The sequence below is a fragment of the Mesorhizobium sp. LNJC394B00 genome (assembly GCF_000502555.1).
GTDB lineage: Bacteria > Pseudomonadota > Alphaproteobacteria > Rhizobiales > Rhizobiaceae > Mesorhizobium.
This window is the reverse complement of the sequence record NZ_AYWH01000002.1, coordinates 736988-749684: the sequence shown is the minus strand read 5'-3', so window position 1 is coordinate 749684 and position 12697 is coordinate 736988. Positions and strand designations below refer to the sequence as shown.

Annotated in this window: 16 protein-coding genes; 6 read left to right on the top strand and 10 right to left on the bottom strand. The window is 62.6% G+C overall.

Features of this window, described 5'->3' with window-relative positions:
• Position 1: 1 nt before the first annotated feature.
• Positions 2–562: a ubiquinol-cytochrome c reductase iron-sulfur subunit gene (gene petA, locus X751_RS155645; protein ID WP_023670027.1), complete on the bottom strand. Its 561-nt coding sequence runs from the start codon at positions 560–562 to the stop codon at positions 2–4.
• A 314-nt stretch (positions 563–876) separates the two neighbouring features.
• Here petA and X751_RS155650 point away from each other — a divergent pair, with 314 nt between their 5' ends.
• Complete coding sequence (locus X751_RS155650) at positions 877–1221, top strand: cupin domain-containing protein (protein WP_023683696.1); 345 nt, start codon at positions 877–879, stop codon at positions 1219–1221.
• Between the two features lie 20 nt (positions 1222–1241).
• Here X751_RS155650 and X751_RS155655 read toward each other — a convergent pair whose 3' ends face one another.
• Genes X751_RS155655 through X751_RS0132910 form a run of 5 tightly spaced genes read right to left on the bottom strand, consistent with a single transcriptional unit; the run spans position 1242 to position 6256 of the window.
• Positions 1242–1550: a DUF6665 family protein gene (locus tag X751_RS155655; protein WP_023744288.1), complete on the bottom strand. Its 309-nt coding sequence runs from the start codon at positions 1548–1550 to the stop codon at positions 1242–1244.
• Between the two features lies 1 nt (position 1551).
• Complete coding sequence (locus X751_RS155660) at positions 1552–2028, bottom strand: GNAT family N-acetyltransferase (RefSeq protein ID WP_023744287.1); 477 nt, start codon at positions 2026–2028, stop codon at positions 1552–1554.
• 3 nt (positions 2029–2031) lie between these two features.
• On the bottom strand, positions 2032–3915 hold the full coding sequence (locus tag X751_RS155665; protein WP_023744286.1) for an ABC transporter ATP-binding protein: 1884 nt from the start codon (positions 3913–3915) through the stop codon (positions 2032–2034).
• Positions 3916–3925: 10 nt separating this feature from the next.
• The gene (locus X751_RS155670) at positions 3926–5821 is read right to left on the bottom strand and encodes an ABC transporter ATP-binding protein (RefSeq protein ID WP_023713950.1); all 1896 of its coding nucleotides are present in this window, start codon (positions 5819–5821) and stop codon (positions 3926–3928) included.
• Between the two features lie 27 nt (positions 5822–5848).
• On the bottom strand, positions 5849–6256 hold the full coding sequence (locus tag X751_RS0132910) for a hypothetical protein (RefSeq protein ID WP_023744285.1): 408 nt from the start codon (positions 6254–6256) through the stop codon (positions 5849–5851).
• 445 nt (positions 6257–6701) lie between these two features.
• Here X751_RS0132910 and X751_RS155675 point away from each other — a divergent pair, with 445 nt between their 5' ends.
• Both X751_RS155675 and soxR read left to right on the top strand, forming a co-directional pair.
• On the top strand, positions 6702–7160 hold the full coding sequence (locus X751_RS155675) for a tRNA (cytidine(34)-2'-O)-methyltransferase (RefSeq protein ID WP_023744284.1): 459 nt from the start codon (positions 6702–6704) through the stop codon (positions 7158–7160).
• Positions 7161–7306: 146 nt separating this feature from the next.
• Positions 7307–7753 (top strand): redox-sensitive transcriptional activator SoxR, encoded by a 447-nt coding sequence (gene soxR / locus X751_RS155680; protein WP_023691595.1) that lies wholly within the window; start codon positions 7307–7309, stop codon positions 7751–7753.
• On the opposite strand, the gene X751_RS155685 is transcribed toward soxR, so the two are convergent.
• The gene (locus X751_RS155685; RefSeq protein ID WP_023683688.1) at positions 7750–8007 is read right to left on the bottom strand and encodes a hypothetical protein; all 258 of its coding nucleotides are present in this window, start codon (positions 8005–8007) and stop codon (positions 7750–7752) included. The two genes, soxR and X751_RS155685, sit on opposite strands and share 4 nt — an antisense overlap.
• A gap of 275 nt (positions 8008–8282) precedes the next feature.
• Between X751_RS155685 and hemF the strand changes: the two genes are divergently transcribed.
• From hemF to X751_RS155700, 3 genes are all read left to right on the top strand, one after another.
• Positions 8283–9197, top strand: a complete 915-nt coding sequence (gene hemF, locus X751_RS155690; RefSeq protein ID WP_023686143.1) for an oxygen-dependent coproporphyrinogen oxidase — start codon at positions 8283–8285, stop codon at positions 9195–9197.
• Positions 9198–9435: 238 nt separating this feature from the next.
• A complete protein-coding gene (locus tag X751_RS155695) occupies positions 9436–9696 on the top strand; it encodes a DUF1344 domain-containing protein (protein ID WP_023737803.1) in 261 nt (86 codons plus the stop codon).
• A gap of 232 nt (positions 9697–9928) precedes the next feature.
• The gene (locus X751_RS155700) at positions 9929–10114 is read left to right on the top strand and encodes a DUF1059 domain-containing protein (RefSeq protein WP_023670013.1); all 186 of its coding nucleotides are present in this window, start codon (positions 9929–9931) and stop codon (positions 10112–10114) included.
• Positions 10115–10120: 6 nt separating this feature from the next.
• Here the strand turns inward: X751_RS155700 and X751_RS155705 are convergent, their stop codons facing one another.
• From X751_RS155705 to X751_RS155715, 3 genes are read right to left on the bottom strand one after another with little or no spacing between them, the layout of a single operon-like run.
• Entirely contained in the window at positions 10121–11392 is a 1272-nt protein-coding gene (locus X751_RS155705; RefSeq protein ID WP_031203840.1) for a CCA tRNA nucleotidyltransferase, read from the bottom strand.
• Positions 11389–12021: a CoA pyrophosphatase gene (locus X751_RS155710; RefSeq protein WP_023683684.1), complete on the bottom strand. Its 633-nt coding sequence runs from the start codon at positions 12019–12021 to the stop codon at positions 11389–11391. The genes X751_RS155705 and X751_RS155710 overlap by 4 nt, the downstream gene beginning before the upstream one ends.
• A complete protein-coding gene (locus X751_RS155715) occupies positions 12021–12650 on the bottom strand; it encodes a DUF1285 domain-containing protein (RefSeq protein WP_023744283.1) in 630 nt (209 codons plus the stop codon). Before X751_RS155715 ends, X751_RS155710 begins: the two co-directional genes overlap by 1 nt.
• Positions 12651–12697 lie beyond the last annotated feature (47 nt).

Below are 12697 nucleotides of genomic sequence, written 5' to 3'. Positions count from 1 at the left end.
CTCAACCGATAAGGATTTTGGTATCGGAAATGAACTTGAATACCGGCACGGCCATGTTTTCCGGCGCCGGGCCTTTGCGGATGCGGCCGGCGGTATCGTACACCGAACCGTGGCACGGGCAGAACCAGCCGCCGAAATCGCCTTCCTGGCCAAGCGGAATGCAGCCCAGATGCGTGCAGACCTGCACCATCACCATCCAGGCTTCCTTGCCGGGCGTGGTGCGGTTGGCGTCGGTCGCCGGCGCATCGGCGGGCAGATTGGCGTTGCGGGCAATAGGATCCTTGAGGTCGGCAAGGTTCACGGCCTCGCCGTCCTTCATCTCCTGCTCGGTGCGGTTGCGCACCACGACCGGCTTGCCGCGCCATTTGACGATCAGCGACATGCCAGGCGTCAGCGAGGCGACGTCGACCTCGACCGAGGCCAGCGCCAGCGTCGAGGCATCGGGGCGCATCTGGTCGATGAAGGGCCAGGCAACGGCGCCTGCGCCAACCACTGCGGCCATGCCGGTGGCGACGTAGAGAAAATCACGACGGTTGGGATCCTGGGTGTCGGTTGCGCTCACGGGTGCCTGATCCTTTCGCCTCTTCCGAGCCGGCGGCCGAGCTTTGTCCCCGCTCCATCGCGCCGGCCCGACAGCGCATGGCGAACAAGCTAGCGAATTCCTCCGGCATTTGGATTTCGGTTTATGCGTGAAGCCCGTTTTTGTCCAGCGGGCTGAAGCCACAAGGGCAGATTGTCGCGGGGACAGAACAGCGCGTCAGTTGGCCAGATGCCCAAAGGTCGGCAAAGGCGGCTAAACAACAGGGAAATATAAGCAAATCCGAGGCTCCCCGCCTGTCTCGACAGGACAGGTTGCCGTGATCTAGTCTCGCCGGCATGGCACATATTATCGACCGCGAGACCTGGACCAGGACGCCCGGCCGCTGGCAGGGCGAACTGCAATGCGGCGCCTACGACTCCAACTCCTGCCTGATTTTCAACTATCAGGAAGAGATTGGCGGCGGCCCGCGCCTGCACACGCATCCCTATTGTGAAATCTTCATCATCCGGCAAGGCACCGGCCTGTTCACGATCGGCGACCAGCAGATCGAGGCCACGGCCGGCCAGATCCTGATCGTGCCGCCCGATACGCCGCACAAATTCACCAATCTTGGCCCAGGCCCGCTCGAAACGACCGACATCCACGAAAACGGCAGCTTCATCACCGAATGGCTGGAATGATTGTTGCCGGCTGGTGACCTCTAGCTTGCACCGAGCCTGACCAGCACGGCCCTTGGGATATCGTATTCGCGGATGACCGACTCATGCCGGCGCAGGCCGCAGAGTTCACGCTGGATGAAATAGGCGTGCACCGCTGCGGCAGCCTCCTTGAGCAGCCGCGGTCGCTGCTCCTCGTCGTCGTTGTTCTGACGGAGCTTGGCCAGCGTTTCCTCGACCCGTTGGCCGGCACGGCCGAGCGCTGCGGCCTTTTCAGCCAGTATCTCATGGCCGTGGGCGTCGAACGCGGCTTCGGCAGCCGAGGCGCCTAGGGATGGCGGACGCAGTGACATCTCAGCCTCCTTTTCTGTCTTGAGAGAGCATCATGCGGTGCGTGACGAATTCTTCGCCCACCACCGGCTGGAAGCCAAGCCGTTCATAGAACCCAAAGGCTCCTTGTGGCGCGCGGGTGTTCAGCACGGCAAAATGCTGACGTGCCCTGTCAATGACGGTCTCGACCAGCATGCGGCCAACGCCGCTGCGGCGATGACGCGCGCTGACGAACAGGTGCCTGACCCGGCCGTGGTCCCTGCCTTCGAAATAAGGATCGATGTTCAACCCGCACACACCAGCGAGTTCTCGGCCATGCCATGCGCCAAACAGCGCCTCGCCTCGTTTCAGGAACTTATTGCAGCCGCCTGCCCAGCCATCCGCCAGCCGCACCAGCATCCAGTAGCCCTCCAGCCGGCTCTCCTCCTTCAGCGCATCGAAGGCCGGCGCGGTTGGCCGCAGCCGCTTGAGGACGCAGCCGACATCAGGCGACCCTGCCATGCCCTACTCCGCCGGCTGTGTCTCTTCCAGCACGCTTTCCTCGTGGTAGAGGAAGCCGCCGGACTGCCGCTTCCACAGCCGCGCATAGAGCCCGTCGAGCGCCACCAGCTCGTCATGCGTGCCCTGTTCGACGATGCGGCCTCCGTCCAGCACCACAAGACGGTCGAGCGCGGCGATGGTCGACAGCCGGTGCGCTATGGCGATGACCGTCTTGTTCTCCATCAGCCTGGCCAAATTCTCCTGGATCGCCGCCTCGATGTCGGAATCGAGCGCCGAGGTCGCCTCGTCGAGGATCAGGATCGGCGCATCCTTGAGGAAGACGCGGGCGATCGCGACGCGCTGGCGCTGGCCGCCCGACAGTTTCACGCCGCGCTCGCCGACAAAAGCCTCGTAGCCGGTACGGTCCCGGTTGTCGCGCAGGCCCAATATGAACTCGTGCGCCTCGGCCTTCTTCGCCGCCGCGATCACCTCGGCGTCAGTTGCATCCGGCATGCCGAGCTTGATGTTGTCGCGTAGCGAGCGGTGGAACAGCGCCGTGTCCTGGCTGACCACGCCGATATTGGCGCGCAGCGAGTTCTGCGTCACCTCGGCGACGTCTTGCCCGTCGATCAGGATTTTCCCGCTCTCGAGGTCGTAGAGGCGCAGGATGAGATTGGCTAAGGTCGTCTTGCCCGCACCGGACGGCCCGACCAGCCCGACCTTCTCGCCAGGCTTGACCACAAGGTCGATGCCATTCAGCACGCCAAAACCCTTGCCGTAGTGGAACTCGACATTCTTCACCTCGATGCGGCCGCCGGCGACGACAAGCTCTTTCGCATCCGGCGCATCGACAAGGCCAAGCGGCTGCGAGATCAGCGCCTTGGAGTTTTCCAGGACGCCGAGATTTCGCAATATGCCGTTGAGCTGCATCATCACGCGCCCGAGCAGCATGTTGAGCCGCAAGACCAGCGACAGCGTGAACGCGACGGCGCCGACGGTGATCGACCCTTCGACCCAGAGATAGACGGCAAAGCAGCCAATCGCGGTGATCATGATGCCCGACAGCGTCGTCAGCGCCATGCGCACGCCGGTCAGCCGGCGGGTGAAGGGCCGTAGTGCATCGAGATAGATGTCGAAGCCGTTCTTGATGTAGCGGTCGTCGCCGTCGGCCGAGAATAGCTTCAGCGTCTGCACGTTGGAATAGGAATCGATGATGCGCCCATTGATCATCGAGCCAGCTTCAGCCGTGGCCTCGGCATGCCTGCGGATCGAGGGCAGATAGAGCTTGGCCAGCCAGGCGAACGCGAGGATCCAGATCACCACCAGCACGGCCAGGCGCAGATCCAGCCCGGCGACCAGCGCCAAGGTCGTCACCGTATAGATGAGCATGAACCAGATGACCTCGATGAAGCTCTCCATCAGGTCGCCGGTCGCCTGCCCCGCCTGCCAGACTTTTGTCGCGATACGGCCGGCGAAATCGTTCTGGAAGAAGGTGTAGGACTGGCGCGATACGTGCCGGTGCGCCTGCCAGCGCACCAGATTGTAGAACCCCGGCGTGATCGTCTGTTCGTTGACCAGCGCCGACAGGCCGACGACGATGGTGCGGATGACCAGCACCACTGCGATCATGAAGACAAGCTCAGGCCCGGCGGCGGTCCACAGCGCGTCCCAGCTGCGCTCGCCGGGAAGCTGATCGAGAATATCGACCAGCCGCCCGACGAAGTAGAAAAGCCCGGCCTCGATCAGCGGCGCGATGCCGCCGATGACCAGCATGGCGAAGAAGGCGAACTTCGCCTGGCCGACATAGTGCCAGAGGAAGCCGCCGACGCTTGGCGGTGGCCGAAGGTCCGCCGGCTCCCTGAACGGATAGACCCAGTCCTCGAACCAGCGATAGACGGCTGTCATCATGCTGACGTCATCACTCTGCGGCTTCACCCTTCACGCCGATGTCGTTGGCAACAGCGTCATTGGCGGCATCGACCGGACCGTCATCGAGCAGGAACCCGCCCGACTGGCGCTGCCAGAGCTGCGCGTAGAGCCCGCCGCTGGCGACGAGTTCCTCGTGCGACCCCTCCTCGATGACACGGCCCTTGTCGAGGACGACGAGCCTGTCCATCGCCGCGATGGTCGACAGCCGGTGCGCAATGGCGATGACGGTCTTGCCTTGCATGAGCTTGTAGAGATTCTCCTGGATGGCGGCCTCGGCTTCGGAATCCAGCGCCGACGTCGCTTCGTCAAGGATAAGTATCGGTGCGTCCTTCAACATAACGCGAGCAATGGCGATGCGTTGCCGCTGGCCGCCGGACAATTTGACGCCGCGGTCGCCGACATGAGCGTCGAGCCCTTTACGTCCGGTGTGATCCGAAAGCCTGCCGATAAACTCCAGCGCCTCGGCCCGCCCGGCTGCCTCGACAAGCATTTCCTCCGTCGCATCGGGCCGCCCGTAAAGAATGTTGTCGCGCACCGAACGATGCAGCAGCGAAGTGTCCTGCGTCACCATGCCGATCTGCGCGCGCAGCGAATCCTGCGTCACCGAAGCGATCTCCTGGCCGTCGATCAGGATCCGGCCGTTCTCGAGGTCGTAGAACCGCAACAGGAGATTGACCAGCGTCGACTTGCCCGCACCCGAGCGCCCGACAATGCCGACTTTCTCGCCGGGCTTCACCGTCAGCGACAGGTTCTCGATGACGCCCTTCTGCTTGCCATAGTGGAAACGAATGTCGTCGAAGCGGATCTCGCCCTTGGTGACGGCAATGTCCTTCGCCCCCGGCCGGTCTTCGACCAGGCGCGGCAGCGAGATCGAGGCGATGCCGTCTTGCACCGTGCCGATGTTCTCGAACAGGCTCGACATTTCCCACATGATCCACTGCGACATGCCCCACATACGGAGCACGAGGCCGATGACCACGGCGACGGCACCGATCGTCACCGCTTGGCCGAGCCACAGCCACAGCGCCAGCGCCGTCACCGAAAACAGGAGCAGCGCGTTGAGGATATAGAGCAGCCCGTAAAGCACCGTCACCAGCCGCATCGACCGGTAGACCGTGTCGAGGAAGCCTGCCATGCCTTCTCTCGCGAACGTTGCTTCGCGCCGTGCATGGGAAAACAACTTGACCGTCTGGATGTTGGTGTAGCTGTCGACGACGCGGCCGGTCATCGTCGAGCGCGCATTGGCCTGCGCCTCGCCGACCTTGCCCAGCTTCGGGATGATATAGCGCAACAACCCGATATAGCCGAGCAGCCAGACGCCGAGAGGTGCCGCCAGCCGCAAGTCGGCCGAGCCGACGATGAACAGCATGCCGAGGAAATAGACGATGACGTAATTGAGCACCTCGATCACCTTGATGACGCATTCGCGCACGGCGAGTGCCGTCTGCATCAGCTTGGTGGCGATGCGGCCGGCAAATTCGTCCTGGTAGAAGCTCATCGACTGCTTCAAGAGATAACGATGCACCTGCCATCGGATGCGCATGGGGTAGTTGCCCATCAGCGTCTGCTGGTTGAGCAAAGAATGCAGCCATACCGTACCCGGCAGCGCGAACAGCACGACGAAGGCCATGCCGGCAAGCTTCCAGCTCTCGGTCTGCAGGAAGGTTTCGCGGTTCTGCCCGGACAGCCAGTCGACGATGTGGCCCATGAAGCCGAACATCCACACTTCCGCGATGGCAATCGCCGTCACCAGCACCGCGTCGACGATGATGTATGGCCAGGCGCCGCGCGTATAGTGCACGCAGAAGGCAACCAGCGTCTTCGGCGGCTCGACCGGTTCCGCTGCGGGGAACGGATCGAGCCTTCTTTCAAACCAGCTGAACATAGTGATGCTCACAAAACTTTTGTCCGCTCATGCGGCGCGGGAAAAATCCCCGGGGCGCTCCGCGTCCCCAGACCGTACGTCGGCGGGGACCGACGGCCCGGAATCACCCGGGCCATCGGTCCTGCTTCGCGCAATATAGGGACTTGCGGGCTTTTCACCGACAGAAGCCTTCGACTGAGCTGACGGCACGCCGCCAGCAGTCCGGTTTTTCGCGCCCGGCCGGATCAGCCGGATGATCCGGCGCACCAGCGACGGCCGGCTGTGGTCGGGAACCGCACGCGAGAAATCGACATCAGGCAACATGCCGCGATGCGGACGCCGGCGCGTCTCGGCATGAACCGCCGACGAATAGGTCTCGCCGACCAGCAACGCCCAGGTCGCTGTCTTGCGTTCGTGCAGGCTTCTTGAACCAGGTATCTTATAGGGATCGAACATCGGTCCGTCCTCCGTGTGAAAATAGACATAAAAAGGCGAAGCAATGTCATGCGCCGGCATTCGGCCGGAGGCACGGATTGCATCCGTCGAGACACGAGGATAGGCCTCGGTCGCGACATGCTCAGCTGGGGCGCTTGGCCCCTTTAACCGGTTGAAAAACATCGCAGGATTCCTTCGAGAGCCGAAAATTGGGTTCGGCGGGAATCGATGCGATCAGATCTAAAAAATCAGGTAAATCGTCGTACCGAAACCGCCGGAAGGCAGGTAAGCCCACGGGAGGGGCGCTGGATGTGCATGGTCATCATGAAATACCCCTCCATCGGTTCGGGTTGACAATGCGTGCGGTATAATCGACTTCGCAGAAAATGGCCACCCGCAGGTCCAGCAATTTCCAAAACCAGCCACCCGCTGTGGCCGATCTGCCACTTATTAGAAAGACGCGGAAATGAACCACCGTCTCCGCATCGCCCTCTACCAGCCTGACATCGCCGGCAACACCGGAACAATCCTGCGCTTCGCCGCCTGCCTCGGCCTTGGCGCCGACATCATCGAACCAGCCGGCTTTCCGCTCTCCGACAAAGCGCTCAAGCGCGCCGGGATGGACTACCTCGAAATGGCTGCCCTGACCCGGCATGTCGACTGGAACGCCTTCGAAGATTGGCGCAAGGGCCAAGCCTGCCGGCTGGTGCTGCTCACCACCAAAGCCGCGACCCCCTATACTGGCTTCAGCTTCGCCCAAGGCGACATCCTGCTGTTCGGCCGCGAATCCGCTGGGGTGCCGGATCCTGTCCATCAGGCGGCGGATGCGCGGCTGACGATCCCGATGCAGCCGGGCACGCGCAGCATCAACGTCGCGCTGTCGGTCGCCATGGTCGCCGGTGAAGCCATCCGGCAGCTCGGCTAGACCCTTCAACGCGTTCTCGTCATCGCCAACGGCCGTTGCGTCTTGCATCATTCTCACCCAGGCGCACATCGCCTTCTCCTCAATTACCCTATCGACATTTCCTGGCTACAAGCTCAACTTAAGTTGAGGTCAAGCGGAAAATCGAGATGGCTCCGGTAAAGGAATTGACGGTCGGCCAGTTGGCCATGCGCAGCGGCGTGGCGGTGTCGGCGCTGCATTTCTACGAGGCGCGCGGGCTGATCCGCAGCCACCGCACGTCGGGCAACCAGCGGCGCTATGGCCGCGACGTGCTGCGGCGGGTGGCGATCATCCGGATCGCCCAGGAGGTCGGCATCTCGCTGGCCGAGATCGGCGCCGCACTTGAATCGCTGCCAGAAGGCCGTACCCCGACGCGCGAGGACTGGAACCTGTTGTCGACCGGCTGGCGCGACGACCTCGATCGCAAGATCACTCAGCTAAAGAAGCTGCGCGACGGCCTTACCGACTGCATCGGCTGCGGCTGCATGTCGATCGACAAATGCCCGCTGCGAAACAGGGAAGATCGCTTGAGTGCGCAAGGGCCGGGCGCAAGGCGACTGCTTGTGGAATCCTAATCCGCCGCGGGCAGCCGCCGTATGGTGAATTCGATTACGTCGCCCGGCCGCTCGAACCAGCTTTCGATCTCGGTCCAGTAGGCCTGCTTGGGAAAACGCTCGAACCATTCCTTGGCCTTGAGCCGCGCATCCGGGCGCGGCAGGACGAAGGTCTCGCGCAAAAACCCGTCACGCGGCATGCGCTCGCGCTCGGCGCGTGAACGATCGAGCCTTTTCTTCAGGCCATGCAGCGGCGGTCTTGCCGGCGTGCGCATGAAAGAACTCCTGGGCCGAACCAGATGACACTTGACCCTTGCCCCTAAGAGATTAGGGATCGCGCCCGGAAAAGGCTAGTGGTCCGATTCCAACATTCGCCTCCCTAATCCCCAGGCGCCGTTGCGAATGTTGGAATCACAAGGACCGCTAGCAAGTTTATGTTTCTGGTGGAGTTTTCGAATTTGACATTTGCATCGTGCCCTGCGCCACGCTGTGTGCAAATGTCAAATTCACTCCACTAGGTCCTTTGTCGGCCGCGACCGGAGACAGCATTTTGGAACGACCAGAAATACCGGCAGGCCTGCCACCCGACATCGAACAGAAGAAAATGAAGGCTAGGCTCTGGTTCGAGACGCTGCGCGAGCGCATTTGCACAACCTTCGAGCAGATCGAACAGGAACTGCAGGGACCACTGGCCGAATGGTCGCCCGGCAGCTTCGAGAAGACGCCGTGGGAACGCGACAATGGAAAGGGCGGCGGCGGCGCCATGTCGATGATGCGCGGCCGCGTCTTCGAGAAGGTCGGCGTCCATACTTCGACCGTCTATGGCGAATTCTCGCCCGAATTCAGGAAGCAGATGCCCGGCGCCGAGGAAGACCCGAGCTTCTGGGCATCAGGCATTTCGTTGATCGCGCATCCCTGGAACCCCAACGTGCCGGCCGTGCACATGAACACCCGCATGGTCGTGACGTCGCGCCACTGGTTTGGCGGCGGCGCCGATCTGACGCCGGTGCTCGACCGCAACCGCACGGAAGATCACCCCGACACGGTCGCCTTCCATCGAGCCATGCAGTTCGCCTGCGAGAAGAATGCCGCGGTCGCCGACCACCCGAAGTTCAAGGCCTGGTGCGACGAGTATTTCTATCTGCCGCACCGCAACGAGCCGCGCGGCGTCGGCGGCATCTTTTTCGACTGGCTGCATTCGGGGGAGGAGAAAGGCGGTTGGAATGCCGATTTGAACTTCGTCCAGGATGTCGGGCGTTCTTTCCTTGTCGTCTACGGACACCTGGTTCGCGCCCATTTCAACGAGAACTGGACCGACGACGACCGCGACGAGCAGCTCATTCGCCGCGGCCGTTACGTCGAATTCAACCTTCTTCACGATCGCGGCACCATCTTCGGCCTGAAGACCGGCGGCAATGTCGCTTCGATCCTGTCCAGCCTGCCGCCGGAGGTCAGGTGGCCGTAAAAAATCGGTGAGCGAAACGTGAGCCGCATTGACGTCCCATTCGCCGAATCTGGGCAGCCAATGTGGCATCGCCATTATCTTTTTCGTCTAATAGGCAATTGAAATAAAACGACTATTTGTCGTTTCGGGCCGGGAAGCGCCGGCGGTTCAGTCCCGAACCGCGACACGACGCTACCGGACGGCCCTGAACAAGGCGGAGCATTTTCCAAACGGATGCCCGCATTTCCAGGAGTATTACATGCGAAAGCTCATTGTATCGGTAACCGCCGCTGCCCTTCTCGCTTCCGGCTCGATTGCCTTTGCCGCAGTCAAGCACACCACGGGCACGGTTAAGACCTATGATGGCACGGCCATGAGCCTCGTTCTGGACGATGGATCGACCTTTACGCTGCCCAAGACCTTCAAGGATCCTGGCCTGAAGGCAGGCGAAAAGGTCCGCGTTTCCTGGGACATGAGCGGCAAGAACAAGGTTGCCGAGTCCGTCAAGATCGAGAAGTGATCGGGACAAGACCGAACGTTCTCGCCTTGGCTTAGCCTGGCAAGAGGGGGCGGAGCAGCGCTGCTCCGCCTTTTTCGCCCCCACGGCAACCAAACTCGTGGAACCGTGTTATGCTAACTCCCCCGTGCGCGCCCCCGAAACCGACTGCTGTGACAGGGCGCGGAACAGAGATGGCGGAGCTTCGTGTGCCCATGAGAGGCACAGGCTCCAAGGAGGAAAAGGAGAAAATCCCATGAAGGAATTCCATTGCGGCTCGCTGGTTCCCGGCTGTGAGTGGCACACGCGTGCCGGTGAGGAAGCCGAGGTCATGCGCCGCGCCGTCGACCATATGCGCGAGACACATGGCGAAACGGTCATTCGCGAGACGATGATCGAGGCGATCCGCTCGCGCATCGAGAAAGTTCGCGACGCGGCCTGAGCAGTCCTATCTGGCCTTCAAGGCTTCCGCGGCGCGCTCCAGCAGCGCGTCGCGATCGAGCGCAAAGCCGGACCCGATCCATTCCTTTTCCAGGTTTTTCAGGATCGCACCGAGTATTGGCCCCGGCGACGCGCCAAGCGCCGTCAGATCGCCGCCCTTGACTGGGAACACCGGTTTTTCCCATTTCAGCGCAAAAGCGAGCAGGCGCGAAAACCCGCCGGCCTGAACCAGCGCGTCATTGTCCTCGAGAGCCCGCGCTCGCGCCGACGCCAGCGACAGCCGCAGGCGATCGAGAAAACCCTGGCGCTCGCCGGAATAGAGTTTCTTGGCCAGTTCCGCTTCGCTTGTCTTGGGCTCGACGGCAGCCGTCAGCGCCCAGTGGCGCAGGCGCTCCGCCTCAGTGGTCGAAAGTTTCAGCCGCTCGGCCAGTGTCTTCATCCGCGCCGCATCGGGCGGCACGATCGCCTCCAGCCTGAGCAGCGGGTCCGGCGCCCAGCCCAGATCCTTCTCTGTCTTGGTCAGCCCATGAATGGCATCGATGCCCCATTTCTCGCTTTCCGGCAGGGCGCTGGTGAGCACGCCGGCCTGGCGCATCCACAGCAAGGCGCGCGACGGATCTGGGGCCGATAACAACTTCTTCAGCTCGGACCAGATGCGTTCGGCCGAGAGATGGGCGAGACCGTCCTTGAGCCGGGCGCAGGCCTTCAATCCCTCGGCATCGGGCCGACCCTCGCCATACCAGGCGAAAAAGCGGAAGAAACGCAGGATGCGCAGATAGTCTTCGCGGATCCGCTGCTCGGCATCGCCAATGAAGCGCAGCCTTCGTGCCTCGATATCGCCGACGCCGCCGACCAGGTCCACGACCGTCCCGTCAGCCTCCGCATAGAGCGCGTTGATGGTGAAATCGCGCCGTTCGGCGTCGGCCTTCCAGTCGCGGCCGAACGACACTTTGGCGCGGCGGCCATCGGTCTCGATGTCGGCGCGCAGCGTGGTGACCTCATAGGGCGCGCCGCCGGCAATCACCGTGATCGTGCCGTGCTCGATGCCGGTCGGCACCGCCTTGAAGCCCGCCGCCTCGGCGCGGCGAACGGTTTCCTCGGGCAGGCAAGTGGTAGCAACGTCGATATCGGCGACCGGCTGCCCAATCAGCGCATTGCGCACCGCGCCGCCCGCGATGCGGGCTTCCTCGCCGCCCTGCGCCAGCACGGCAAGCAGCCGCTGCAGATGCTTTTCACCCAGCCAGTCGGCTCTGCCCGCCAGCGATATCGGATCACTCAAGCATAGAGCCTTTCATAGAGCGTGCGGATGATGCCGGCGGTGACGCCCCAGATGCGCTGGCCGCCATAGGGCATATCGTAGAAGAACCATTCCAGGTCGTTCCACATGCGGCTGTCCCTGGTGTGGTTGGCCGGATCCATCAGGAACGAAAGCGGCACTTCGAAGGCGGCGTCGACCTCGTCGGAATTGAGCGACAGCGTAAAACCGGGCTCGACGATCGCCAGCACCGGCGCGATGCGATAGCCGCTGCCGGCGACATAATCGGGCATGCGGCCGATGATCTCGATGCGGTCATGGCCGAGGCCGATCTCCTCGAAGGTCTCGCGCAAGGCCGCTGCTTCCGGGGTCGCATCGGTGGGATCAATGGTGCCGCCAGGAAAAGCCACCTGCCCGGAATGGCTGCGCAGTTTTTCCGCCCGCTTGGTCAAAAGCACGGTCGCATCGCGTCCATGATCGACGACCGGGATCAGCACCGCGGCGTCGCGCAGCGCTTTGAGCTGCGTCAACCGTGGATGGCCGGGGTTGAAGCGATGATCGCCATAATCGTCGCCGGCATGGGCTTCAGCTTGCGCCGCGACCCGCGCGCGAAAATCCGCTGTGGAAAACGGCGGCGGCCTCACCTGATCCATCATGCGCTCAGCCACTTCAGTTTTTCCGCCGGCATGATCGGATAGATTTCGCCTTTCGAGCGCACGGCAAACATCGTCTTGCCGCCGATATCGATCTCCTCGCCATGCTCGACCAGTTCGTACATCACCGGCCGCGCCACCAGCGCTTCCAGCCTCCCGCGCACCAGCACATAGGGCTTCAGGCCGCCGGTCTCGTTCTCGTCGACGAAGCGCAGCGGATGGCCAGGTCCGGCCTCGACGACATCGCCGACATTGGTGCGGAAAGTGATGGTCTGCTCGGCGCCGGCGCCGGAAACATCCATTTCAACCGCGATGAAAGGCGCGTCCACGACGCGGATGCCGACCCGTTCGACCGGCGTCACCAGATAGGTCCTGCCATCCTCGTCCTTGCGCAGCACGCTGGAAAACAGCTGCACCAGCGGCATGCGGCCGATCGGCGTGCCGAGATAGAACCACGTTCCGTCTTGTTTGATCTCCATGTCGAGATCGCCGCAAAAGTCGGGATTCCAGCGCTCCACCGGCGCCGCGCCCTTGCCGGCGCGAGCCGCACGCGAGATCAACGCTTCGAGACCGCGCGCCTCGGTTGCGGCAGCAAGGCTGTGTTCGCGATGTTCGGAGCGTTCCGTCATGGTCACGAAATAGTCACTGTTGTTCCGCTTGTCAGCCTAAGTCTGTG